This is a genomic window from Roseburia sp. AF02-12 (assembly GCF_003461765.1).
GTDB lineage: Bacteria > Bacillota > Clostridia > Lachnospirales > Lachnospiraceae > Roseburia_C > Roseburia_C amylophila.
The window spans coordinates 578,062-603,397 of record NZ_QTXS01000001.1 but is presented as its reverse complement, the minus strand read 5'-3'; the positions used below and the strand labels follow the sequence as shown (position 1 = coordinate 603,397).

Sequence of the window (25,336 nt, the reverse complement as noted above, 5' to 3'; positions counted from 1 at the left end):
GCCTTTGTTCATCTGCCATAGCTTATTCCGGCAGATAAATGTAATTATATCTTATCACCGGGCTTGCCAGTCCATGGTCATCTACCACAAGAATAGACAACACATTATTGCCCTGTGGCATTTCAAGTGGTTCACTGTATACATCAGAATCCTGTGTTGGTGTTGAGCCATCCCAGGTATAGTAAGCAGTGGAACCAGCGGGAACCTGTATACTGATGCTCTGCGCATCATAATATGTTCCGGCCGCAGGTGTTACATTAGCAGAATCCGGAGCTTCAAAAGTAATTTCATAATCTGCTTCTGCAATCTCACTATAAAAGCCTCTTGCGTCCTTTGCTACTGCTTTGATGGTATATTCTTTCTCATCCTCTAAAGAAATCGGTTCTGTATATTCCATTCCCTTTTCAATCGGAGAATCACCGTTTAACGTATAATAAATGGTACAGTCTGAGTCTGCCATCAGTTCAATTTCAATCGTATCATTGTATTCCCCGGCTTCTTCCGAAAACTCCGGAGCCTTTACTTCATAATTATCAAACAGCGCTTTTATTTTATCAGAGTCTGATTGTTCATATAAATCCTGTAGTTTATCATATTCCTTTTGCTTATCATATAAGGCAATCAGCATCTGATACGCTTCTTCATTGTTCTTATCAAGGGTAAGTATCTGTAACAAATACGCTTCTTCTGATGTTTCATCTTTTCGGAGACGGTACAAATCAGCCATCCGCAGTAATACATCCACATTATCCGGCTGCAATTTCTCAGCCTGTTCAAAATAGGTCAATGCCTTGGTATAATTCTTCTCTTCCGTGTAACTGATTCCCTTCTGATACTGATAATCAAAAGATTTCTTATGGCTGTTCTGCACCAGCAGAACAATAACTACACCAATGATTGCAATAGTAATCAGAACTGATACTGTAATCAGAAGTCTTTTCTGTTTCTTTTTCTTCTGGCTGTTTTTCAATGATTTTTTCTTCTTTCCGTTGGAAGAGGTATTCTTATTCGGTTTATCGTCTTCTTCTAATAATTCTTTTAAAATATCCTCTTCCACATTATAATCCGGAACAATCTGTGCTTCTTTTCCACATACAGAACAGTACACACAGCCTAATTTTATTTCTGCTCCACAATTTGCACACTTCATAGCCTTCTCCTATTCATGTCTCATAGCTTCCACACAATTGTTCATTAACATTGCAATGGTCATTGGTCCGACTCCACCCGGAACCGGTGTAATCGCACTACAAAGCTGCTCTACTTCATCAAATTTTACATCACCGGAAAGTTTATTGTTCTCATCGCGATGAATTCCTACATCAATGACAACTGCACCATCTTTTACATAGGATGCATCAATAAATTCTTTTTTCCCAATTGCAACAATCAGAATATCTGCCTCTTTACAGATTTCCTTTAAATTACGGGTTTTTGAATGCGTTACTGTAACAGTTGCATTCTCACGCAGCATTAAGATTGCCATCGGTTTTCCAACAATATTGCTTCTTCCAACGATAACACAGTGTTTTCCCTCAATATCAATGTCAGAACGCTTCAGAAGCTGGATGATTCCGGCAGGTGTGCAGGAAATATATCCTTTCTGTCCAATCATCAATGCGCCGACATTTTCCGGATGGAAACCATCTACATCCTTCTTCGGAGAAATGGCACGGATTACCGCATCCTCATCAATGCCCTCTGGCAATGGAAGCTGTACCAAAATGCCTTTTACATGTTCTTCTTTATTCAATTTATCGATTAAAGCCAGTAATTCATCCTGGGAAGTCTCTTCCGGAAGCTCATAAGAAAGAGAATCTATCCCAATATATTCACAGGCACGTTTTTTGTTTCTGACATATACACTGGATGCAGGGTCATTTCCCACCTGGATTACAGCAAGTGCTCCTGTGATTCCCTGTTCCTTTAACTGTGCTACTTCTTCTTTTAATTCATCTTTTATTTCAGCAGAAATTCTTTTTCCATCAATTAATAATGCCATGATACCTCCTAAAATAATCCTGTAATTACGCCATCATTGGTTACATCAATATTATTTGCAGCCGGTACTTTCGGAAGTCCAGGCATGGTCATAATAGAGCCGGTAATAGCTACTACAAAGCCTGCTCCGGCAGATACATATACTTCACGGACATTTACGGTAAAGCCAGTCGGTCTGCCAAGCTTTGATGCATCATCAGAAAGAGAATACTGGGTCTTTGCCATACATACAGGGAAATTGCCCATTCCCATTTCTTCAATGTGTTTTAATTCTTTTAATGCAGCCTTACTGTAAGTTACATCATCTGCTCCATAAATCTCAGTTGCAATCGTCTTAATCTTATCCATAAGAGACATCTCATCGTCATACAGAGGTTTGAAATGTGCTTCTTTATGATCTAAAGTATCCAGTACTTTCTTTGCAAGTTCGATTCCGCCTTCGCCACCTTTTTCCCATACTTCAGATAATGCGAATTCACAGTTTCTTTCCTTGCAGAAGTTCTCTACAAATGCAATTTCTTCTTTGGTATCGGTTACAAAGGAGTTTAAGGTAACTACTACCGGTACACCAAATTTTTGAAGGTTCTCGATATGTTTCTCTAAGTTTACAATTCCCTTCTTTAAGCTTTCCAAATCTTCCTTTGCAAGGTCTGCCTTTGGAACCCCACCGTTATATTTTAATGCACGGATGGTTGCTACCAGTACAACTGCATCCGGTTTAAGTCCAGCCTTACGGCACTTGATATCAAAGAATTTCTCAGCACCAAGGTCAGCACCAAAACCGGCCTCTGTAATTGCAATATCACCTAATTTTAAAGCTGTCTTTGTAGCGCGGACACTGTTGCATCCATGAGCAATATTTGCAAATGGTCCACCATGAACAATGGCCGGGTTGTGCTCTAATGTCTGAATCAGATTTGGTTTGATGGCATCTTTTAAGAGTGCTGCCATGGAACCGGTTGCATGTAAATCATCTGCCGTAATCGGATTTCCGTCAAAGGAATAGGCAACTATGATTCTGCCCAGACGGCGTTTCAAATCTTCCATATTGTCCGCCAGACATAAAACAGCCATAATTTCAGATGCCACTGTAATGATGAAATGGTCTTCACGTACCATACCATCCATCTTGCTTCCAAGACCGATTACAATATTTCTAAGTGCACGGTCATTCATATCCATACAACGTTTCCATACTACCTGACGTGGGTCAATTCCAAGCTGGTTGCCCTGCTGGATATGATTATCTAATAATGCTGCCAACAGGTTATTTGCGGATGTGATTGCATGGAAATCTCCGGTAAAATGCAGATTTAAATCTTCCATCGGAACTACCTGCGCATATCCACCACCTGCAGCTCCACCTTTGATTCCAAAGCACGGTCCTAAAGACGGCTCACGAAGTGCAAGTACCGCTTTTTTACCAAGTAAAGCCATCGCCTCACCAAGTCCGATACTTGTTGTGGTCTTTCCTTCGCCGGCAGGTGTCGGGTTAATAGCTGTTACAAGAACCAGTTTGCCATCTTCCCTGTCTTTTACAGACTCCCATAATTCATCGGAAATCTTTGCTTTGTATTTTCCGTAAAATTCCAGCTCATCCTCGTTTATTCCGAGCTTCTCAGCAACTTCCTTAATATGTACCAGTTCTGCTTCCTGTGCAATTTCAATATCTGACTTCATCTTCATTTCCTCCTCATGGATTGTATTCTATAAATCTTTCTTAATTACCCTCTTCAATAAATGCTTCCAGCTGTTCCGGAGACATTAACACCTGTCGCGGCTTGGTCCCTTCATCCGGTCCTACTACACCAGCTTCTTCCAGCTGATCCATAATTCTTGCCGCTCGGTTAAAACCAACTTTAAAATAACGCTGAATCATTCCAATGGAACCTTTATCTTTATCAATCAAAAGCTTTGCAGCATCCAAGAAATAAGCATCTCTGTCATTTCCATCACCAGATGCCGCATCAGCACCAGTGCTTGAGGATACAGAAATATTGTTCATCCGCTCTTCAATATCACTACTGTAGCCTTCCCCCTCATTGTGTTCCTTTAAGAATTCAACCACATCTGATACCTCTTTATCGGATACAAACGCACCCTGTACACGAAGCGGTTTCTGTAAGCCCTGCGGATAATAAAGCATATCGCCTTTTCCTAAAAGCTTTTCCGCACCGTTCATATCAAGAATGGTTCTTGAATCCACACCGGACGTTACAGAAAATGCGATTCGGGATGGCATATTTGCTTTAATCAGTCCGGTAATGACATTTACGGAAGGACGCTGTGTTGCAATGACAAGATGGATTCCTGCGGCTCTTGCAAGCTGCGCCAACCGGCAGATAGCATCTTCCACATCCCCCGGTGCAACCATCATCAAATCCGCCAGCTCGTCCACAATAATTACAATCTGCGGCATCTTCTTTGGCTTATCCGGGTCATCAATATCTTTGATTCCTTCTATTTTCTGGTTATAGCCCTTCAGATCACGGACACCGTATTCTGCAAATTTCTGATAACGGTCTGTCATTTCAGCTACCGCCCAGTGCAATGCACCTGCCGCCTTCTTCGGATCTGTAACAACCGGAATAAACAGATGTGGGATTCCATTGTATACACTTAACTCAACCACCTTCGGGTCAATCATGATAAGCTTTACATCCTCCGGATCTGCCCGGTACAAAATACTCATAATAATTGTATTGATACAGACAGATTTACCGGAACCGGTAGCTCCTGCAATCAATAGATGCGGCATCTTTGCAATGTCCGCAATCATGACTTTTCCGGCAATATCTTTTCCGGCTGCAAAAGCAATCGGTGATTTATTGGCATGAAATTCCTCTGACTCTACCAGATCACGGAACATAACCGGAATACTTTCTTTATTCGGCACCTCGATACCAATGGCTGCTTTACCCGGAATCGGTGCTTCAATCCGGATATCCGCCGCCGCAAGATTCATCTTGATATCATCGGACAAATTTACGATTTTGCTGACCTTTACACCCATTTCCGGCTGGAATTCATATCTCGTTACTGCTGGTCCGCAGTTGATAGCCGTAATTGTAATATTAATTCCAAAATTCTTTAGAGTCTCTTTTAATTTTGCTGCTGTCTGATTGAGATAATCTCTGGTATCACCAGAAGCACCTGTATTTCCTTTTTTCAGCAAATCTACCGGCGGGAATACATATCTGCCACCGGAACTTTCCTGTTTTACGATGGATTCTTCTACTGCCGCTACTTCATCTTCAATTTCCATCTTATCCTGCTTTTTATTTTTCCTTGGCTTTTCTTCGTCCATTGCAGGTTGCACCGGTTCTTTTTGCATATAGCTTTCTGTCTTTTCTGCAACAGGTTCCGGCTCAAATGCAGGCTCAATTACCGGTTTTACCTCTGTTCTATGTATGGTTGCCACCGGCTCATTCAGTGTGCGAATTACCGGCTCCCGCCATACCGGCGGTTCCACTCCCTGACTGCCGTTGGCTGCCGTAAGTACAACTTTATTTTCTTCCTGTACCACGGGCATATCTTCGATATCACTTAAGGTAATTTCATTAATATCATCTGATTTAACTTTCTTTTTATCTGGGGATGGTAATTTGGTATCCAATGCCACACCACTTACCTTCTTCTCCATCCGCCGTCTTGCCTGCTCTTTTTCTCTTTCTTTCTCCCGCTCCTCCCGGCGTTCCTTTGCTGCATCCATTCGGCGGATTGCATCATCCTTGGCAGAATCGTAAATGACTTTTCCGCCTTTTTGCATGCCCTTCATAATAGAACGTTCCGTAATCAGCACCAGAGAAATTATCAAAACGATAATATCAATGACATAAGTACCCGGCACACCAAAATTCGGACACAGAAGCTGTTCTAATAATCCACCGATTATACCGCCACCAGCCTTATTTTCAAAGCCATAGCGGAAAGCGGATATTGCTCCTGCTTCCTTGCTGCTGTCTGTTACCATCTGCACAAACAGGCATAAAAAGGATACAAATAATACCGCCGCTACAATTTTGACTGCTGCTACTTTATTTTCCCGGTTAGACACTGCGAACACCACGGCTAAAAAGAAACAGATTGGGAATACATATGCCATTAATCCAAATATTCCAAAGAAAAAGGAACTGACTCCGCTTCCGATTTTTCCGCCGATTCCAAAATTAGCAAGCAGCAAAACAATACAGACTGCCAGTGCAATCCAAAGAATCACTTCATTCCGGAATGATTCCTGCTGTTCCCGCTGTTTTCTTGCCTTTGATGCTGTTGTTCCCGTTGTTTTTTTCTTCTGAGTTGTCTTTTTTCTAGTTCCAGTTGCCATTTCAATCTCCCGTTTACATATAGAAATATCCTCCAATTGATACCAGTCCCATTATGAGACAGTAGATGGAAAATATCGTGAATTTCTTTTTGCGCACTACTACCAGCATGGTCTTAATGCAGATATAACCGACTATCGCTGCCACCAGCGTTCCAACTATGTAATTCAAAATATCTGCAGACTGTAATGCTGCAAATTCAACATCCTTAATCTCTACTACCAATGCTCCAAGTATTGCCGGAATAGACATGATAAAAGAATATTTTACCGCAAATTTGCGGGTCATTCCGGTAGAAAGACATGCTGTGATTGTGGTTCCTGACCGCGATAAGCCCGGCATGGTTGCGATTCCCTGACTGATACCGATCAAAAATGCATTGGTATAAGTTACCTGCTTTGGTGTCTTGCCGCCATCCGGAATTCGGTCTGCAATAAATAAAAGTACTGCCGTAATAATAAGGCAGATTCCAGGAACCAGTAAAATCTGCTCTGCCGCAGACACCAGATCTTTCGCTGCAATTCCAATAATTCCGGTTGGAATCGTGGAAACAATGACAAGCATCACAAATTTCCGGTAACTATTATGCACGATTTTGCGGTAAGGCAAATCTTCTTTTGTTATCACACGCTTAAAAAAGGTTGCCACATTTACAAAAGAATCACCAATAATGGCAAAACCTTCTTTAATCATGCGGAATATATCCTTATAATATACAATAAATACAGCAATCAGTGTTCCGATGTGAAGCAGAATATCGAAAAACATTCCGCCGGTTTCTATTTGAAAAAACTGTTTAAATATTGCCAGATGACCGGAACTGCTTACCGGCAGAAATTCTGTTAATCCCTGTATCAGACCTAATAAAACAGACTGTAATAATGACATAGCTGCCTCCTTGGTATCTCTCACTACAGTTACTTGTATAAAATTATCAACACTGTGCATTAGTATACCATATTTTGATGCGTTTGTCATTACAGGCATTCGTTTTTCTGTTCTCGTATAATCTCATGCAATTTATGAAGTGCCTGGTCGATTCCCCCCACTTCGTCAATCAGTCCTTCTTTTACTGCATCCGCTCCTACAAGAATGGTTCCCAGATCCTTTGTCAGCATGGTGGTATTCATCATGAGCTGCTCTAATCTTTTTTCATCCGCTCTGCTGTGAGATGCTATAAAATGAATAATCCGATTCTGCATCTGCTGGAAATAATCATAAGTTGGCGGTGCTCCGATTACTGTCCCGCTCATACGCACCGGATGGATGACCATGGTTCCCGATGGCACAATAAAAGAATAGTCCGTTGAAACCGCCAGCGGCACACCAATGGAATGACTTCCGCCTAAGACAAGGGACACTGTCGGTTTACTTAAGGAAGATAGCATTTCTGCAATGGCAAGTCCGGATTCCACATCACCGCCTACTGTATTCAAAAGCACAAGAACACCATCCACCTGGTCAGAATCTTCTATTTCTGCAAGCTTCGGCAGTACATGCTCATATTTCGTTGTCTTGGTATTGGAAGAAAGACATTCATGACCTTCAATCTCACCAATCACCGATAACAAATGAATCTTCTGATGCCATCGGCTGTCAGATAAGGAAATCTGCCCGGATTCCCTGATCAGTTCTTGTTCATCTAACTGTTCCTTTTTCGATTCATCTTTTTTCCGTTCTTTGTTTTCTGTTTTTTCTATTTTTGATTCTGTATTTTGTAATTCTGCATTTTTGATTTCTTCATTTTTCAATTCCACATTTGGGACTTTTTTCTTTAGCAGCACTTGGTTTTCTTTCTGCTCCATATCAGATGCTCCCTTCTTTCTGTCTGGATTATTTCTCGCTGCTCGCCAGCTGCTTCTTACGGATACTTGGCAGCTCGAGAAACTTGCGAAAAAAATAAGGCAGGCAGTTTTACACTGTCTGTCTTATTATCTACATGATATTCTTTTTTATACCGGCCAGCCCTTTAAATAATTATAAAGGTTCTCATAACGGCACTTAGAACTCTTCCAGGAGAAGTCTTTTGCCATGCCACGGTCAATAATCTGGTTCCACTGTTTCTTCTTGTCAAAGAAAATGTGTTTGGAATAATTAATGACAGAAAGCATTTCCTCCCCATTGTAATTACTGAATGAGAATCCATCTCCGGTATTTTCATATTCGTTATATGGAACAACAGTATCTTTTAATCCACCAGTCTCGCGGACGATTGGCACAGTTCCGTAGCGAAAGGAAATAAGCTGTGTCAGTCCACATGGTTCAAACCGGGATGGCATTAAGAAAGCATCGGCAGATGCATATAACTTATGTGCCAGGTCATCGGAGTAACAGATATTTGCAGACACACGATCCGGATATTTCCATGCATAATAACGGAACATGTTCTCATACTGACCTTCACCGGTTCCAATTACCACAAGCTGTGTAAAGTCATCCACAATACGGTCGATAACGAAGTTAATCAAATCTAAGCCCTTCTGGTCAGTCAGACGGGAAATCAGACCAATCATATATTTCTTCTTATCTACGGTCAGTCCTAAGTCTTCCTGTAATTTCAGCTTGTTATTGACTTTCTTTTTACGGAATGACTCAGCATCATAGTTACAGTAAATCTTATTATCTGTTGCCGGGTTGTAAACCTGATAATCGATACCGTTTACAATTCCCTGCATATCATAATGACGGGCGGAAAGCAGACCATTTAAACCTTCCCCATAATATTCTGTCTGAATCTCATTGGCATAAGAATCACTAACTGTGGTAATGTAGTCTGCATAAACCAGACCACCCTTTAACATATTAGCATCTTTCTTATATTCCAGCTTATCCGGTGTGAAGAGTGATGCCGGAAGTCCGGTTAACCCCCGCATGGTCTTAATATCCCATACACCCTGGAATTTTAAGTTATGAATAGTCATAACAGATTTCATACCCCAGAAGAACATATCTCCCTGAAACTCGTTTTTCAGATATACCGGAATGAGACCTGTTTCCCAGTCATGACAATGGATAATATCCGGCTGGAAGCCGATAACAGGAAGCATAGATAATACTGCCTTATCAAAGAAACAGAATTTTTCGATATCATGTCTGATATTTCCATAAGGTGAAAAACAGTCAAAATACTCTTTATTATCAATAAAGTAATATGTAATTCCATCTAATTCATATTTTAATACGCCCACATATTTGCTTGGGATATAAGAACCTGTTCCCATGTAAAAATGTGTTACATATTCAAACTGGCTCCGGAAATGTTCCGGTATACAACTATAGTTTGGAATTACCACACGAATATCCCAATACTGAGGGTCAAATTCCTTTGGCAGTGCACCACACACGTCCGCAAGCCCTCCGGTTTTAATAAATGGTACACATTCTGATGCTGCAAATAGAATTTTCTTCATTTTGCTACCCCTTTCTGCTTATACATTCTCCAATGCCTGTTCCAGGTCTGCAATGATGTCTTTTACATTTTCTGTTCCAACGGAAAGCCGGATTAAATCCGGTGCTACACCTGCTTCAATTAACTGCTCATCTGTCATCTGACGATGTGTATGGCTGGCAGGATGCAGGACACAGGTTCTGGAATCTGCTACATGTGTTACAATTGCAGCTAATTTCAGATGATCCATAAAGGATACGGATACTTCCCTACCACCCTTTAAGCCAAATGCAATAACACCACAGGTACCATTTGGCATATATTTTTCTGCCAGTGCATGATATTTGTTATCCCTTAAGCCCGGATAATCTACCCATGCCACTTTATCATTTGCATTTAAATATTCTGCTACCTTCTGGGCATTTTCACAATGTCTTGGCACTCTTAAATGTAAAGTTTCCAGCCCGACATTCAGTAAGAAGGAATTCATTGGGGATGGAATGGAACCAAGGTCACGCATAAGCTGTGCTGTTGCTTTTTCGATATAAGCCAGCTTACCAAATTTCTGAGTGTATACAATTCCATGATAAGATTCATCCGGCTGTGTCAGTCCCGGATATTTATCCTTATATTTCTCCCAATCAAAATTACCACTGTCAACGATACATCCACCCACTGCCATGGCATGTCCGTCCATATACTTGGTAGTAGAATGAGTTACGATATCTGCTCCCCATTCAAAAGGTCTGCAGTTAATCGGTGTTGCAAATGTATTATCTACGATAAGTGGTACCCCATGTGCATGGGCAACATGTGCAAACTTCTCAATATCAAGTACTACAAGGGATGGATTAGATAAGGTCTCCGCAATCACCGCCTTGGTATTTGGTAAAAATGCCGCTGAAAGCTCTTCTTCCGATGCATCCGGATCCACAAAGGTACAGGAAATTCCCTGTTTCTTAAGTGTGGTTCCCAGCAGATTAAAGGTTCCACCATATAAGGAGCTGGATGCCACAATATGGTCTCCTGCTTCACAGATATTAAATACTGCAAAATAGTTGGCTGCCTGTCCGGATGAGGTCAGCATTGCTGCTATACCGCCCTCTAAATCTGCAATCTTTGCAGCTACTGCATCATTGGTCGGATTCTGAAGTCTCGTATAAAAATATCCGGCTTCCTCTAAATCAAATAACCGTCCCATCTGGTCACTGGTATCATACTTAAATGTAGTGCTCTGGTAAATCGGTAATACTCTCGGTTCCCCCTTGGTTGGTTTCCAGCCAGACTGAATACATTTTGTCTCAATCTGATAATTCTCTTCCATCTTTCCTTCTCCTTTATACCATATGTAATATATTATTAGAAAATACCTGCATCTATCTATCATTGTCTCTGATAAATGCAGGTATCAGTTTTATTCCTCCCAGTTGTGATATACTTCCTGTACATCATCATCTTCATCCAGAAGATCTAGGATTCTCTGGATATTGATAATATCTTTCTCGTCTGTTAAAGAAACATAAGTCTGAGGAATCATGGTAACCTCAGCACTTGCCATTGGAATATTTTCTGCTTCCAAAGCTTCACGTACTGCACTGAAATCATCCGGTGCTGTAATTACTTCAAAGCTGTCTTCCTCTTCTGAGAAATCCTCTGCTCCAGCATCCAATGCCATCATCATCAAATCGTCTGCATCCATATCGCAGTCTTCCTTGGCAATGATAATCTGACCCTTCTGGTCAAAAAGGTAAGATACACAGCCCTGTGTTCCGATATTTCCCTGACCCTTTGTAAATGCATTCCTTACATTTGCAGCGGTACGGTTCTTGTTATCGGTTAATGCGTCTACAATAATTGCAGTTCCGCTTGGACCGTATCCTTCATAAGTAACCTGTACATAATTTACGGAATCACCATCTCCGGCTGCTTTTTTAATACCACGCTCGATGGTATCATTTGGCATATTATTCGCCTTTGCTTTTGCAATTACGTCTCTTAATTTACTGTTGTTAGCAGGGTCTGCTCCACCCTCTTTTACCGCAATTGCAATTTCACGTCCTATAATTGTAAATATTTTTCCTTTTGCCGCATCATTTTTCTCTTTCTTATGTTTGATATTGGCAAACTTGGAATGTCCTGACATAATAAATCCTCTTTTCTATCCGTATTTCGTGTATTATTCTACCATTTTTTCATCCTGCTGACAAGTCGCAGTGTCAGACTCGGCAGATTCTGACCTTTCCGGAACAACATGTACATATTTTATCATCTTATCTTCCACGGAAAGTACTTCGAAAATATAGCCTTTGTATTTTACTTCAAAGACTTCGTGCTCCGATGGAATTTTATCAATAAGCGAAATCAGAAGGCCATTTAAGGTGTCATAATCCTCATCTTCAAAATCAAGATTCAGTGCTTCCCCTACTTCCTCTAACGGTGTCATTCCATTCATTACAAATGTTCCGTCCGGTTTCTTCTCTATATAGGTATCTTCCTCATCATGTTCATCTAAAATATTTCCGACGATTTCCTCTAAGATATCCTCCATGGTGACCAGTCCGGCTGTCTGACCATATTCATCCACAACAATTACCATATGCTCTTTTGCCGACTGCATCTCCTGAAACAATGCATTGATGTTGCGTGTCTCCGGTATGAAATCCACCGGACGGATTAACCCGTCAATTTCCTTAATCGGCTTCTTTAAAAGCTCCGGTTGTCTGCTGTAGGATAAGGTCTCTTTGATATGTAATACTCCGATAATATTGTCTATGGTATCAGAGTATACCGGCATTCTCGAATAATGGCTGTCTATCACCAGAGTGATTACATCTTCAAAAATGTCATTTCCATCCAGTGCAGAAATGTTTTTACGGTGTGTCATAATATCACCGGCTTCTTTATCACCAAATTCAAAGATATTATGTATCATCTCCGCTTCATTTTCCCGAAGGACTCCCTGCTCATGGCCTTCATTTACCATGGAAATAATTTCTTCCTCTGTTACATCCTCGGAATCTTTGAATGGAAGTTTATGAAAAATTTTTTTAAAAAATCCTGTATTCGGACTCCCTCCGTCATCCATTTTTGAATACTCTCCTTTTTATACATATTTCTGAAAAATATAACATTTTAGGCAAAAATAGTCAAGTTATGTATATAATTCCAGACTAATCTTCAGTGCTTTGTCGATTTTCGACAGAATTTTTCCATCCAGATGACACACCTTATCTTTTAATCGTGTCTTGTCAATGGTACGAAGCTGTTCCAATAAAATAACCGAATCTTTTACAATGTCATATTCATGACAGGACAGCTCCACATGGGTCGGCAGCTTCGCTTTATTCATCTGTGATGTGATTGCGGCACAGATAACCGTAGGACTGTGCCGGTTTCCTACATCATTCTGTATAATCAGAACCGGTCTGATTCCGCCCTGTTCCGAGCCTACTACCGGTCTTAAATCCGCATAATAGATATCTCCTCGTCTGATAATCATAATATACACTCCATAGAATAGGTTTTACTGAAAGTATTACCAATTTTATCGAGTGTATACTGTTCTAATCCTGAAAATAATCTTTCTGTTCTACTTCTTTGTTGTTTTCGAAATAGATTCTTGGAATACGTTTGCCAAGACAGCAGACAAATTCATAATTGAATCTGCCGGATAAATCCCCGATTTCTTCCGCTGTAATGATTTCATCGCCGTCTCTGCCAAGAAGTGTTACCTCTGTTCCAACGACAACATCCGGCACATCAGTAACATCCACCATAAACTGATCCATGCAGACTCTGCCAAGAATCGGTACTCTTTTTCCCTGAATCAGTACAGAACCTTTGTTAGATAAAGTTCTCGGATAACCGTCTCCATAACCAACCGGAATCGTTGCCACCTTCGTCTCTCTGGTTGTGGTATAGGTTCCACCATAGCTGATTTCCCTTCCAGCCGGCAGTGTCTTTACGTAAGAAACATGACTCTTTAATTCCATTAACGGGTGCATTGGCAGTCTGTCTTTTTGCACTTCATCCGATGGCCAGAGTCCGTATAATGTAATTCCCGCTCTTACAATGTCCATATTTGCTTCCGGCAAATCAATAATTCCTGCACTGTTTGAACAGTGTGCATGATGGAAAATAACGCCTTCTTCTTTGCACATTGCAATCATTTTCTGAAACAGTTCAAGCTGCTTATGGGCACCCGTTTTGTCTTTTTCATCTGCCCTTGCAAAGTGGGTAAAAATCCCCTCCATTATTATATGTGGCAGCTTACTGATTTGCGCTATCTCTCCTGCATTTTCTTTTTCCACCTGATAACCAATCCGGCTCATTCCAGTATCCACTGCAATGTGAATTGCCACATCCTGATTTTTCTTTGTTGCAGCTTCAGAAAGTGCAACTGCCATATCATACGTAAATACGGCAGGCTCTAATTTCTGTTCTACAATAATCTCATATTCATCCGGGAATGCAAAACCAAGAATCAGAATCGGCTTCTTAATTCCATGATTTCTTAAAATTACGCCTTCTTCCACTGTGGCCACACAGAAGCCATGGAGATACGGAAGCGGCTCTAATACACGGGCAAGTTCCGTTGCACCATGTCCGTATCCATCTGTTTTAATTACCGCAAACATGCTGGTATCTTTCTTTAAAAGCCGGTGCATTGCCTCCATATTCTCAATGGCCGCATCCAGATTCACGCTGGCATATACCCTGCTATATCTTTTCATTTCATTCACCTCAAATTATTATTATGACAACACATCGGATAATCCGTTTATAATTTCGCCTGCAGTCAGTCCATGCTTTGAAACTGTTTTGCTCCGTTCATCTGCTGCCGCCGCATGTACATATACCCCAAGCGGTGCCGCCTGCTCTGCAGATAAGCCCTGCGCCATCAGACTTCCAATAATTCCGCTCAGTACATCACCACTTCCCGCAGTAGCCATTCCGCTGTTACCGTTCCGGTTAATAAATGTTTTCCCATAAGGAATTGCCGTTACCGTTCTGCTGTCTTTCAAAACACAGATTACATTATATTCCCTTGCGAAATCTTCCGCAACCTGCTCAATATTTTCTTTGATATAGGAAACGGCAAGCTGTTTTAACCGGGACATTTCCCCCAGATGTGGCGTTAATACCAGTTCTGTATGCGGGCGAAGAAGCTGTTCGGTCTGCTCTGCTATGATATTTAATGCATCGGCATCTACTACCATTGGTACTGCCGCATTCTTAAGTACCGTCTTTACAATACTGTGTGCCACATCACTTTTGCCAATTCCAGGTCCTAAAATAATAACATCTGCCCAGGACAGACATTCTATCAGTTGCTGTGTATCAGCCTTTTTTGCAGAATAGGTAGTAAGAATTGCCTCCGGCACTGCTGTCTGTAAGATAATACGGTTTTCTTCCGGTGTATATATTCTCACCAGACCACAGCCACTGCGATAAGCTGCCTTTGCTGCAAGAACCGCCGCACCTGCCATATTCACGCTTCCGGCAACCAGAAGGACTTTTCCAAAGGTTCCCTTGTTCGAATCAGCAGCACGATTATTTAAAGAATTTAGATCTTCCTTTGTGATTGCATAAGCTGCAGGTCTTTTATCTAACCAGCTTTCTTCTCCAATTCCGATATCCTTAACCGTAATATTTCCGCAGTATTCTGCACCAGGAAATAATACCATTCCGGTCTTGCAGTAAGCAAAGGTTACGGTATCATCTGCTTTGAATGCACCACCTAATACAGCCCCATTATCTGCCGAGACACCGGATGGTATATCCACCGCCAGCCGGTGGGCACTGCTCTGGTTTAGCCGTTCCATCAAGTGCACCAGTTCATCATCTAATTTTCGTGATAATCCTATGCCAAATAACGCATCAATAATCAGGCTGTAGGAATTTGCATCCTCCATTTCATCAATAAATGGTACACCATATGATGTCAAGATTTCATACTGTTCTTTTGCCTGCTTTGAAAAATGTGCTTTATTTCCATAGAGATATACTTCAACCGGAATGTGGGATAAGTATAACAATCTTGCAATTGCCATACCATCGCCGCCGTTATTTCCGGTTCCACACACTACCAGCACGCGGTTACATGAAATTTCTTTTTCCTGTATTACTTCTATCGCAGAAAGTGCTGCCCGCTCCATCAGAACCATGGATGGCACTTTAAAATGTTCGATTGTATTGGTATCACATGTTTTCATTTCCCGGGAATTTACAAGATATTCCATAAATTAATTCCTTTCGTCCGCATTTTCCACCGCTTTTTTTCCCTTCAGACGGTCTTCATCTTCCTGCCGCAGATCAAATATATTTAAAATATCCACACCAAAAATATCATGCATATAAGAATAAATCTGCCGGTTGTTGATTTCACGGTTCTGTTTTTTGATGATATTTTTCTTAAGTTCTACCCTTACCTTATCAATCCAGGCCGTAATTTCATCTGCTTCTTTGCTGTTCTGTCTTAGTCTCTCATAGCAGTAACGCATGCTTTCTAACATAAGTTCCTGATTTGCACTGTTTATATTTCGTGGAAGTTCAATTAATTCATCCTCAATTTCTTCCATTTTGACATTGACTTCATCAATCAGTCTCTTGTCTTCATCTAATTTTCTGGAAGAAATATCCCCCTCATTTTCCTCATGAGTTCCTTCCATGTTGACAACAATGCTTTTCATCAACCGATTCTTTGTCTTTTTCAGTTCTTTCAAATCATTATTAAGCTTTCCCTGCTGTTCTAACAACTGATTTAACTTTTCTTCCAGCTGCTTGATTTCACTGGTTTTTCCGCTTAAAGCAAAAAGCCTGTGCCATTTCTGATCCAATACAAGTATTGGTACTTTTCTGCTTTCTAATGCTTCCAGAAATTCCTTGTCATCTTTCATGCAAAACACCTCTATTCCAGCGTTTCCTTTTTCCTTTTGTTCTTTGTCATGTTATAGGATAACTGCATCAGGCTGTCTGATAAATGTACATTTTCCACTACAACATTTTCATCCAACACTTCCAGATCTACATGGGCAAAATTCCAGATTGCATGTACACCAAGGCTTACCAGCTGGTTTGCCACAGCATCTGCCTTTTCTTTCGGCATAGTCAGTGTAGCAATATCTACCTTATGTGTCTTTACAAATTCTTCCAGTTTATCAATCATTTCGATTTTATTGCCACGAATGGATTTTCCGCATAACTCCGGATTCACGTCAAACAATCCTACTATGACGAAGCCGAGTTTTTCAAACTTCACATAATTGGCAAGTGCCTGTCCTAAGTTACCAGCTCCAATAATAATAATATTATGCTGTTCATTTAATCCCATAATCTTTCCAATTTCTTCATACAGAAATTGTACATTGTAACCATATCCCTGCTGTCCAAAACCACCAAAATTATTTAAATCCTGTCTGATCTGCGATGCGGTCACTTTCATTCTTGCACTCAGTTCATTCGATGAAATACGTTCTACCCCTTCATCTAAAAGTTCCCCCAGATATCGGTAATATCTTGGCATTCTACGAATTACTGCCTGTGATATTTCTTTGCTCATTCTGCCAGTTCCTCCTGCTCTCAATACCCTACAATAATTATAGTTTCTTGCCGAAAGGATGTCAATGTGTTACAACTTTAACAATCTTTCTGTAAACTTAATTCTTCCCATTTTGCATAGAGTTCTTCCAGAGCTGCCTCTTCCTGCATCTGCTCCTCATGGATTTTGTTTAATTCATAGGAATTTGATGCTACCTCCGGCTTTGACAGTTCATCATTTAATGCTTCTATCTTTGCCTCTCTCTTAGCAATTTCATCTTCTGTACGCTTTAATTCGTTTTCCAGCTTACGTTTTGCTGCCTGCTGTTTCTTCATTTCTTCCCAGCTTAACTTCTGTTTTCCTCCGCCGGATATCTGCTCTGTTCCATTATTTTCTCCAGTTCCATCGGAAACAATGACATTTCCTTTTGCCACTGAATTGTCTGCACGATCCTGTGTAGCTGTGCCAAACGCCGCTAACTCCTGAACTTCCTTTTTCTCCAGATAATAATCGTAATTTCCAATATAATTTAGAATTGTTTCATTCTTTAAATCAAGAATTCTGCTGGCAGTTTTATTAATAAAATAACGGTCATGGGATACATAAAGCACCGTTCCGGTATAGGAATTGATGGCTGACTCTAAAATTTCCTTTGACATAATATCAAGGTGGTTGGTCGGCTCGTCTAAAATTAAGAAGTTCGCATTGGATAACATCAGTTTTGCCAGTGAAACACGACCTCTTTCTCCACCACTGATATCACGAATCCGCTTAAACACATCATCATCCGTAAATAAAAATGCCGCTAACACATTTCGAATCTTCGTTGCCTTCAGATTCGGATAAGCATCTGCAATTTCATCAAATAACGTCTTATCCGGGTCTAAGTTCTGATGCTCCTGATCGTAATATCCGATTTCCACATTGCTTCCAAGCTTTATCTCCCCGGCATCTGCGTCTACAATTCCATTGATTATCTTTAAAATGGTGGTTTTCCCGGTACCGTTATTTCCGATTAAAGCAACTTTTTCCCCTCGCTTAATCTGAAAATCAATGTTTGAAAACAGTTTATGCTCGTAAGATTTTGAAAGACCTTTCACCGAAAGTACATCATTTCCACTGGTAATTTCCGGCTCCAATGTAATATGCATATCTGTTTTTTCATCGATTGGCTTCTCAATACGTTCTATTTTATCCAATGCCTTCTCACGGCTTTCCGCACGCTTAATGGACTTTTCCCGGTTAAAGGATTTTAACTTGGATATTACTTCTTCCTGGTGCTTGATTTCCCGCTGCTGGTTATAATACTGTCGCAAAAGACTTTCCCGCTGTATTTCCTTCTGCCTCGCATATGCGGTATAATTTCCCGGAAATACCGTTGCCGTATGGCGGGATATTTCCACTACCTTCGTAACAATCCGGTCTAAGAAATAACGGTCATGGGCTACGATAATTACGGCTCCTTTATAATTCAAAAGATAGTTTTCAAGCCATGCAATGGATGCCATATCAAGGTGGTTGGTCGGCTCGTCGAGCATGATAATGTCAGGCTTGGTTACCAGAAGTCTGCCTAATGCCACTCTGGTCTTCTGTCCTCCGGATAACTCTGACATTTTCTTTCCGAAATCATTTTCCGAAAAACCAAGTCCCTTTAACACACCGTTTATCTCACTGCGAAAAGTCAGTCCGCCCTCTAATTCAAAGGCATGGCTGAAACGGTTATACTGCTCCATATATTTCTCTAATTCATCTGCGCTTACATGCTGCATGTCTTCTTCCATTTTACGAAGCTTTTCTTCTTTTTCGATTAATGCATCGCAGGCATGAAGCACTTCATTATAAATGGTCTCGTTGCTGTCTTTATCCTGATACTGGGCAAGATAACCGATGGTTTTTCCTTTTGCAACGGTTACCTCGCCACTGTCCGGTGCCAGCTCTCCCACTATAATTTTCAATAACGTAGATTTGCCGGCACCATTGATGCCGACAATTGCTGTTTTCTCATTATCTTCTACATGAAAAGAAACATTCTGTATTATGGTGTCTGTCCCAAAGGATTTACTGATATTCTGACAGGCTAAAATCATGGAAGTCTCCTCACTTTTTCTCTTCGCCCCATAAGTAAAGCATTCTTTACAAGGGGCTTTTTATAGCTGAAAATTCCGGGACGGCACACTATTCTGCCCTCCCGGAGTATAAAATTTATAACATTTTCTCTAATGTAGCACGGATTGCCTTGATAAAGTCTTCACTGTTTAATACAGTCGGATTTTCAATTGTAGTAATCAGTGCAAGGTCTTTGGTCATCTTTCCGGATTCAATCGTATCTACACAGGCTTTTTCCAGTTTGTCGGCAAATGTGCTTAACTCCTGGTTGCCATCTAATTCACCTCTCTTACGAAGTGCTCCGGTCCATGCAAAAATAGTTGCTACGGAGTTGGTGGATGTTTCTTCTCCCTTGAGGTGTTTATAATAGTGACGCTGAACTGTTCCGTGTGCAGCTTCATATTCATAATATCCTGCCGGTGATACCAGTACGGAAGTCATCATGGCAAGGGAACCAAATGCAGATGATACCATATCACTCATAACATCCCCATCATAGTTCTTACATGCCCAGATAAAGCCGCCCTCTGCTTTCATCACACGGGCTACCGCATCATCGATTAAGGTATAGAAGTAGGTAATTCCTGCTTCTTCGAATTTTTCTTTATATTCCGCATCAAAGATTTCCTGGAAAATATCTTTGAAAGTATGGTCATATTTTTTGGAAATGGTATCCTTGGTTGCAAACCATAAATCCTGTCTGGTAGAAAGTGCATAGCTAAAGCAGCTTCTTGCAAAGCTTTCGATAGAATCATTTAAGTTATGCTGTCCCTGGACAACACCTGCTCCGGTAAAGTTATGAATCAGCTCTCTTGTTTCCGTTCCGTCCTCTGCTGTATAAACCAGTTCACATTTTCCCGGTCCCGGAATCTTCAGTTCAGAAGCCTTGTATACATCACCGTAAGCATGTCTTGCAATGGTAATCGGTTTCTTCCAGTTCTTAACACATGGCTCAATTCCCTTTACAACGATTGGTGCACGGAATACCGTTCCATCTAACATTGCACGGATAGTTCCATTCGGACTCTTCCACATTTCCTTTAAGTTGTACTCCGTCATACGTGCTGCATTTGGTGTAATGGTAGCACATTTTACTGCAACACCGTATTTCTTTGTTGCATTTGCAGAATCTACAGTTACCTGGTCATCCGTTTCATTACGATGTTCAAGACCCAGGTCATAATATTCTGTGTTCAAATCAATAAATGGTAATAACAGTTCATCCTTAATCATTTTCCAAAGGATTCTTGTCATTTCGTCTCCGTCCATTTCAACCAAAGGGGTAGTCATTTTAATTTTGTCCATCTTTCTATCCTCCATTTACTATTTCAGCAGATTGTCCCAGCCATAATTATCCATATTTTCAATAGTATTTAACATATGGCTTGTTGCAAGCAGTTCTGCTTCTTTTGCATTATGCTGTTTCAATGCTTCTACAATCCTTTTATGTTCATCATTTGATTTTACCACACGATCCGGCATTGACAAAGTGATTTTTCGAACTCTTTCCACATAATGATGAAATGCAGACAATTCATGCTTTAACATTTTGCTTCCGGAAGCTTCATAAAGCACCTCATGAAACTTATTATCCAGCTCCAATATCTGTGCATAATTTTCCTTCTTAGCATGAAATTCCACCAGAAAAATGTTTTCTTCCAGTTCCGCTATCTGCTCCTTGGTAATTCTGTCTGCCGCCCACTTTGTGCAAAGTCCCTCCAGCCGTGCACGGATTTCATAGATATCTTTTACGTCTTCTTTCGTAATTCCCTCTACGAATGCTCCGCGGTTTGGAATGATTCTGACAAGGCCTTCCAGTTCAAGCTGCCTTAAGGCTTCTCTTACCGGAGTACGGCTGACACCCAGTTCATCACCCAGGGTTTTTTCTTTCAATTCTTCATCGCACTTGTATTTTCCGGATAAGATATTTTCACGAATCGTATGAAATACTCTTCCGCTTAAAGAATATCCTTCTTCGCCCACGATAAAGCCTCCTTAATTTATAATACAATTCCGAGTTTTTTACAACAGTCAGTTATCTGTACTACAAGTTCGTTATCTGTAATTACAGTTACACGTCCCTCATCATACTGCTCGTCTACCCACTGTTTGATGGTCTTTACCAGTTCCGAATTCTTATCTACTTTACGGTCATCACTGAGACGGTAATAGGTATTAATCCAGTGTGCAATTCCAGCAAGTCCTGATGTATTGGAAACAGATACCAGTGCCGGACGATTTAAGAATTTTTCGGTATCAAAAATGTTATAAATTTCTTCATTTTTCAAAAGTCCGTCTGCATGGATACCTGCTCTTGTAACGTTAAAATTACTTCCGACAAATGGTGTACGGCTTGGAACCTTATAATTCAATTCCTTCTCATAATATTCTGCCAGTTCTGTGATAACTCTGGTATCCATTCCATCCAGGGTACCCTTTAACTGCGCATATTCAAATACCATTGCTTCCAGAGGTGTGTTACCGGTTCTCTCACCAATACCAAATAAGGAACAGTTTACGCCGGATGCACCGTAAAGCCATGCTGTGGTCGAGTTATTGACTGCTTTATAGAAATCGTTGTGTCCATGCCATTCAATCAATTCAGAAGGAACTCCTGCATGTGTGGTAAGTCCGTAAATAATACCAGGTACACTTCGCGGAATTACTGCTCCCGGGAAGTTTACACCATATCCCATGGTATCGCAGGCACGAATCTTAATCGGAATATTGTATTCTTTCATTAACTTCATCAGCTCTAAGCAGAACGGAATTACAAATCCGTAAATATCAGAACGTGTAATATCCTCCAAATGACATCTTGGACTGATTCCAGTCTCTAAGCATTCACGAATCACACTTAAGTAAAGATTCATAACTTCGCTTCTGGTCATTTTCATTTTATAGAAAATATGATAATCGGAGCAGCTTACCAAAATACCGGTTTCACGCAGTCCCAAATCTTTTACCAGCTGGAAATCCTGTTTGCTGGCACGGATCCAGCTGGTGACTTCCGGGAATTTATAACCACGCTCTAAGCATTTATATACGGCATCACGATCCTTCTTGCTATATAAGAAGAACTCGCTCTGACGAATTTTACCCTTTGGTCCGCCTAATTTATGTAAGTAATCATAGATGGTTACAATCTGTTCTGTAGTATATGGTGCTCTTGACTGCTGACCATCACGGAATGTTGTATCAGTAATCCAGATATCCTCCGGCATATTATGCGGAACGATTCTGTCATTAAATGCAATTTTCGGAATTTCCTCATATGGAAAAAGATTGCGGAATACATTTGGTTCCTCAACATCTACAAGCTGATAAAAATGCTCTTCCAACTGTAATAGATTAGTTTTTTCATTCATAACGACTTCTCTCATGGAACACACTCCTTTTGATTCACAAATATTCTTGAATAATTGTATACAATTATACTTGTATGTGTCAAGAGCTTTTTCAAGATTATTCCAAAAAAGTGAATATTTATTAGTATTATCCTTTTTTATCGGTAGATAATAGTATTGTAACCATTCGGTTATATACAAATGCTAAGGAGGAAATTTACTATGTCTAATCGTTCGAAAAAATCTTCTGTTCCAGAAGCACAAAGTGCATTAAACCGTTTCAAATTCGAAGTTGCAAGTGAGTTAGGTGTACCACTGTCTGAGGGATATAATGGGGATTTAACTTCCCGTCAGAATGGTTCCGTAGGCGGTTATATGGTAAAGAAAATGATTGAGGCGCAGGAAAAGCAGATGGCTGAACGTTAACGCATCTTTTTCATTGCACGCTTAGATGTCAGAAGAGGCTGTCCACCGGAATCGGTGAACAGCCCCTTTCTCAGGTTCCCCCTTTTCTTTCTATATCATTTTTCTATCATGACACATGCAGTAACACTTATTACAATACGAATTTTCCGACAACCTCTTTTAATTCTCCGGCAATCTTTTCCTGCTGGGAAGACATTTCAGACACTTCTCCAACAACTGCAGATACTGAATTTACAGACTTCATAATCTGTCCACTATTATCCACTGTATTCTGGGAAGATTCCGCCACACTGGACACTGCCTGGCTGACCTCGTGAATGATTGTCTCAATATTTGTTGCCATCTGGGCAATATCATTGGAAAATTTTTCAATTGCCTGGGCATCATCTCCATACTGCTGTGCTACATTGACGAAAGTATCGTAGTCCGGTGCGACCGTATCTGTCACGAAGTTTAACATAGACTGTGACTGTTCCACAATTCCGCTAAAGGCATGTTCTACTTCGCCAATTGTTTCTTTAATCTTATTAACTGCAGCTGTAGTCTCACCTGCCAGATTGCCAATTTCTCCGGCAACAACTGCAAATCCCTTTCCCTGTTCTCCTGCCCGGGCGGCCTCAATGGAAGCATTTAAGGACAGTAAGTTAATCTGATCTGCGATTTCGGAAATCACTTCTGCCAATGCGCCAATGGATTTTACAACATCTGCATTCTTAATACTCTCCTCCAGACCAGCTCTGTTCTGCGCTGCAAGCTTATTGGCAAGTTCATAAGCATTGCGGCTGGTATCTTCAATTCCATTTGCACGCTTCTTAATTTCTCCTGCCAGCTCCAGACTCTTTTCTGTCTCAGAAGCCAGCATATTAACAGAGGAATTCACTTCCTCTACCGCAGCATTTACTTCTTCCGTCGCTGCACTGGAGGAAGTCATATCGGAATTAACCTGATTCATCAGTGACTCTATCATCTCATAATCCTTCTTTAATTCCTCTACCGAACGCTTCAGTTCAATGCTGGAATCACTCAGAAGTTTTGCATGACCACTGATTTTTGAAATCATGTCCTTATTATTTCCATACATTTCATTTAAAGACTGTCCCATTGCTCCCAGTTCATCACTGCGTCTGTTCTCAAGCGACTGTACTTTAAAGTTACCCTCTGCCAGCTGTACAGCAAAGTTCTTAACTCTATTAATCTGTCTGGAAACTGATTTTACCTGTGATAAAATCACAAGTATCATAATAATAAGAATCACTGCCGCAATGATTGCCAGCTTAATCCCAAGGCTGATAACCGGTGCATTCAGTTCTGAATTTTCAATCGCAATTCCAAGCTTCCAGTCCAGATCCGGAATTGTCTCATAATATACCGTATATCCGGTAATCCCTTCTGTAAAGCAGGCTTTTCCACTATCAGAATCTAACATTTTTGTTCCTACTTTAGCAAGAGAACTATTTTTAGAATCCGTTATTTTCTCATTCATGATTTTACCGGAATCCTGTGTATAAAGATAGGTTCCATCCGACGAAATCAGAAATGCTTTTCCTGTTTTTCCTACTGACATCTGGCTGACCAGATTCTGAATCTCATCCAGCGTAATATCAACAGTTACGCATCCCATATAAGTTCCATCTGCATTATACATCGGTGCAGAACAGTTTACCATATCACAGTCTAAAACCTCATCATGGTATGCCTTTGTAAACTTTGGTTCTGTTTCACCATTCGAAACAATCTTGTAGAAATCCCTGCTTACATAATCATAAGAGGACTGGCTCCTGTCATAAGTCAGAATCGGCGTATCTCCATCCTTATATACATAAGGTCCTACAAAACGCTGTTTGGAGTCATACTTATTCGGTGCAAAATAAATTCCGGCACCATAAATAAAATCCTCCTCATAAATCATGGTATTTAAGAAATTAACATATGCCAGCAGTTCCTCATTTTCATAAGTAATCCCAACAATTCCAGCCATATGTTTTGCAAGGCTTGCCGCAGACTGTATCTGTGACTCTACCTCTGTCTTCTCGTTTTCCAGACTCAGCGTCATTTCCTTCCCAATCTCATCGTCAATAATCTGCTTACTGGAAAATACACTGACTGCCCCTAATACAGCCATACCAAGAATCAGTACCGGGAGCATTGCACTTAACATTTTCGTGCTAATTTTCTTCCCTTTTTTCTTCTTAGCCATAAAAAT

Annotated in this window: 21 protein-coding genes; 1 reads left to right on the top strand and 20 read right to left on the bottom strand. The window is 40.7% G+C overall.

Annotated elements, in window-relative coordinates; all coding sequences use genetic code 11:
• Nucleotides 1-22: 22 nt before the first annotated feature.
• From DV740_RS02835 to DV740_RS02745, 19 genes are all read right to left on the bottom strand, one after another.
• Nucleotides 23-1,150: a chitobiase/beta-hexosaminidase C-terminal domain-containing protein gene (locus DV740_RS02835; RefSeq protein ID WP_117841039.1), complete on the bottom strand. Its 1,128-nt coding sequence runs from the start codon at nt 1,148-1,150 to the stop codon at nt 23-25.
• Between the two features lie 9 nt (nt 1,151-1,159).
• A complete protein-coding gene (folD, locus tag DV740_RS02830; protein ID WP_117841038.1) occupies nt 1,160-2,002 on the bottom strand; it encodes a bifunctional methylenetetrahydrofolate dehydrogenase/methenyltetrahydrofolate cyclohydrolase FolD in 843 nt (280 codons plus the stop codon).
• A gap of 8 nt (nt 2,003-2,010) precedes the next feature.
• Entirely contained in the window at nt 2,011-3,681 is a 1,671-nt protein-coding gene (locus tag DV740_RS02825) for a formate--tetrahydrofolate ligase (protein ID WP_117841037.1), read from the bottom strand.
• Nucleotides 3,682-3,721: 40 nt separating this feature from the next.
• Nucleotides 3,722-6,328 carry a DNA translocase FtsK gene (locus tag DV740_RS02820; protein WP_118087443.1) on the bottom strand — a complete coding sequence of 869 codons (2,607 nt, stop codon included), beginning with the start codon at nt 6,326-6,328 and terminating at the stop codon, nt 3,722-3,724.
• 13 nt (nt 6,329-6,341) lie between these two features.
• Nucleotides 6,342-7,214 carry an undecaprenyl-diphosphate phosphatase gene (locus DV740_RS02815; protein ID WP_197420804.1) on the bottom strand — a complete coding sequence of 291 codons (873 nt, stop codon included), beginning with the start codon at nt 7,212-7,214 and terminating at the stop codon, nt 6,342-6,344.
• Between the two features lie 89 nt (nt 7,215-7,303).
• Nucleotides 7,304-8,131, bottom strand: a complete 828-nt coding sequence (locus DV740_RS02810; RefSeq protein ID WP_022243781.1) for a ClpP family protease — start codon at nt 8,129-8,131, stop codon at nt 7,304-7,306.
• Between the two features lie 147 nt (nt 8,132-8,278).
• Entirely contained in the window at nt 8,279-9,736 is a 1,458-nt protein-coding gene (gene glgA / locus DV740_RS02805; RefSeq protein WP_117698395.1) for a glycogen synthase GlgA, read from the bottom strand.
• 18 nt (nt 9,737-9,754) lie between these two features.
• Nucleotides 9,755-11,038, bottom strand: a complete 1,284-nt coding sequence (locus tag DV740_RS02800; protein ID WP_022243779.1) for an O-acetylhomoserine aminocarboxypropyltransferase/cysteine synthase family protein — start codon at nt 11,036-11,038, stop codon at nt 9,755-9,757.
• A 90-nt stretch (nt 11,039-11,128) separates the two neighbouring features.
• Nucleotides 11,129-11,857, bottom strand: coding sequence for a YebC/PmpR family DNA-binding transcriptional regulator (locus DV740_RS02795; RefSeq protein WP_117698396.1), 729 nt, complete (start codon nt 11,855-11,857; stop codon nt 11,129-11,131).
• Nucleotides 11,858-11,890: 33 nt separating this feature from the next.
• A complete protein-coding gene (locus DV740_RS02790; protein ID WP_022243777.1) occupies nt 11,891-12,799 on the bottom strand; it encodes a hemolysin family protein in 909 nt (302 codons plus the stop codon).
• Between the two features lie 66 nt (nt 12,800-12,865).
• Complete coding sequence (locus DV740_RS02785) at nt 12,866-13,213, bottom strand: type II toxin-antitoxin system PemK/MazF family toxin (protein ID WP_022243776.1); 348 nt, start codon at nt 13,211-13,213, stop codon at nt 12,866-12,868.
• Between the two features lie 64 nt (nt 13,214-13,277).
• On the bottom strand, nt 13,278-14,447 hold the full coding sequence (gene alr / locus DV740_RS02780; RefSeq protein ID WP_022243775.1) for an alanine racemase: 1,170 nt from the start codon (nt 14,445-14,447) through the stop codon (nt 13,278-13,280).
• Nucleotides 14,448-14,468: 21 nt separating this feature from the next.
• Nucleotides 14,469-15,956: an NAD(P)H-hydrate dehydratase gene (locus DV740_RS02775; RefSeq protein ID WP_118087442.1), complete on the bottom strand. Its 1,488-nt coding sequence runs from the start codon at nt 15,954-15,956 to the stop codon at nt 14,469-14,471.
• 3 nt (nt 15,957-15,959) lie between these two features.
• Nucleotides 15,960-16,613: a hypothetical protein gene (locus DV740_RS02770; protein ID WP_118087441.1), complete on the bottom strand. Its 654-nt coding sequence runs from the start codon at nt 16,611-16,613 to the stop codon at nt 15,960-15,962.
• 11 nt (nt 16,614-16,624) lie between these two features.
• Nucleotides 16,625-17,275, bottom strand: coding sequence for a redox-sensing transcriptional repressor Rex (locus DV740_RS02765; RefSeq protein ID WP_022243772.1), 651 nt, complete (start codon nt 17,273-17,275; stop codon nt 16,625-16,627).
• Between the two features lie 77 nt (nt 17,276-17,352).
• Complete coding sequence (locus tag DV740_RS02760; protein WP_118087440.1) at nt 17,353-19,341, bottom strand: ABC-F family ATP-binding cassette domain-containing protein; 1,989 nt, start codon at nt 19,339-19,341, stop codon at nt 17,353-17,355.
• 115 nt (nt 19,342-19,456) lie between these two features.
• Nucleotides 19,457-20,665, bottom strand: coding sequence for an NADP-dependent isocitrate dehydrogenase (locus DV740_RS02755; RefSeq protein WP_118087439.1), 1,209 nt, complete (start codon nt 20,663-20,665; stop codon nt 19,457-19,459).
• Between the two features lie 18 nt (nt 20,666-20,683).
• Nucleotides 20,684-21,343, bottom strand: coding sequence for a GntR family transcriptional regulator (locus tag DV740_RS02750; protein ID WP_118087438.1), 660 nt, complete (start codon nt 21,341-21,343; stop codon nt 20,684-20,686).
• A gap of 17 nt (nt 21,344-21,360) precedes the next feature.
• Complete coding sequence (locus tag DV740_RS02745) at nt 21,361-22,743, bottom strand: isopropylmalate/homocitrate/citramalate synthase (protein WP_022243768.1); 1,383 nt, start codon at nt 22,741-22,743, stop codon at nt 21,361-21,363.
• 186 nt (nt 22,744-22,929) lie between these two features.
• Between DV740_RS02745 and DV740_RS02740 the strand changes: the two genes are divergently transcribed.
• The gene (locus tag DV740_RS02740; protein WP_022243767.1) at nt 22,930-23,133 is read left to right on the top strand and encodes an alpha/beta-type small acid-soluble spore protein; all 204 of its coding nucleotides are present in this window, start codon (nt 22,930-22,932) and stop codon (nt 23,131-23,133) included.
• A 130-nt stretch (nt 23,134-23,263) separates the two neighbouring features.
• Here the strand turns inward: DV740_RS02740 and DV740_RS02735 are convergent, their stop codons facing one another.
• Complete coding sequence (locus DV740_RS02735; RefSeq protein ID WP_118087437.1) at nt 23,264-25,330, bottom strand: methyl-accepting chemotaxis protein; 2,067 nt, start codon at nt 25,328-25,330, stop codon at nt 23,264-23,266.
• Between the last annotated feature and the right edge of the window lie 6 nt (nt 25,331-25,336).

Bases quoted from the DNA above. Each gene is read 5' to 3' on its own strand.
- DV740_RS02835 (WP_117841039.1), bottom strand. From the start codon at position 1,150: ATGAAGTGTGCAAATTGTGGAGCAGAAATAAAATTAGGCTGTGTGTAC.
- folD (WP_117841038.1), bottom strand. From the start codon at position 2,002: ATGGCATTATTAATTGATGGAAAAAGAATTTCTGCTGAAATAAAAGAT.
- DV740_RS02825 (WP_117841037.1), bottom strand. From the start codon at position 3,681: ATGAAGTCAGATATTGAAATTGCACAGGAAGCAGAACTGGTACATATT.
- DV740_RS02820 (WP_118087443.1), bottom strand. From the start codon at position 6,328: ATGGCAACTGGAACTAGAAAAAAGACAACTCAGAAGAAAAAAACAACG.
- DV740_RS02815 (WP_197420804.1), bottom strand. From the start codon at position 7,214: ATGTCATTATTACAGTCTGTTTTATTAGGTCTGATACAGGGATTAACA.
- DV740_RS02810 (WP_022243781.1), bottom strand. From the start codon at position 8,131: ATGGAGCAGAAAGAAAACCAAGTGCTGCTAAAGAAAAAAGTCCCAAAT.
- glgA (WP_117698395.1), bottom strand. From the start codon at position 9,736: ATGAAGAAAATTCTATTTGCAGCATCAGAATGTGTACCATTTATTAAA.
- DV740_RS02800 (WP_022243779.1), bottom strand. From the start codon at position 11,038: ATGGAAGAGAATTATCAGATTGAGACAAAATGTATTCAGTCTGGCTGG.
- DV740_RS02795 (WP_117698396.1), bottom strand. From the start codon at position 11,857: ATGTCAGGACATTCCAAGTTTGCCAATATCAAACATAAGAAAGAGAAA.
- DV740_RS02790 (WP_022243777.1), bottom strand. From the start codon at position 12,799: ATGGATGACGGAGGGAGTCCGAATACAGGATTTTTTAAAAAAATTTTT.
- DV740_RS02785 (WP_022243776.1), bottom strand. From the start codon at position 13,213: ATGATTATCAGACGAGGAGATATCTATTATGCGGATTTAAGACCGGTA.
- alr (WP_022243775.1), bottom strand. From the start codon at position 14,447: ATGAAAAGATATAGCAGGGTATATGCCAGCGTGAATCTGGATGCGGCC.
- DV740_RS02775 (WP_118087442.1), bottom strand. From the start codon at position 15,956: ATGGAATATCTTGTAAATTCCCGGGAAATGAAAACATGTGATACCAAT.
- DV740_RS02770 (WP_118087441.1), bottom strand. From the start codon at position 16,613: ATGAAAGATGACAAGGAATTTCTGGAAGCATTAGAAAGCAGAAAAGTA.
- DV740_RS02765 (WP_022243772.1), bottom strand. From the start codon at position 17,275: ATGAGCAAAGAAATATCACAGGCAGTAATTCGTAGAATGCCAAGATAT.
- DV740_RS02760 (WP_118087440.1), bottom strand. From the start codon at position 19,341: ATGATTTTAGCCTGTCAGAATATCAGTAAATCCTTTGGGACAGACACC.
- DV740_RS02755 (WP_118087439.1), bottom strand. From the start codon at position 20,665: ATGGACAAAATTAAAATGACTACCCCTTTGGTTGAAATGGACGGAGAC.
- DV740_RS02745 (WP_022243768.1), bottom strand. From the start codon at position 22,743: ATGAGAGAAGTCGTTATGAATGAAAAAACTAATCTATTACAGTTGGAA.
- DV740_RS02740 (WP_022243767.1), top strand. From the start codon at position 22,930: ATGTCTAATCGTTCGAAAAAATCTTCTGTTCCAGAAGCACAAAGTGCA.
- DV740_RS02735 (WP_118087437.1), bottom strand. From the start codon at position 25,330: ATGGCTAAGAAGAAAAAAGGGAAGAAAATTAGCACGAAAATGTTAAGT.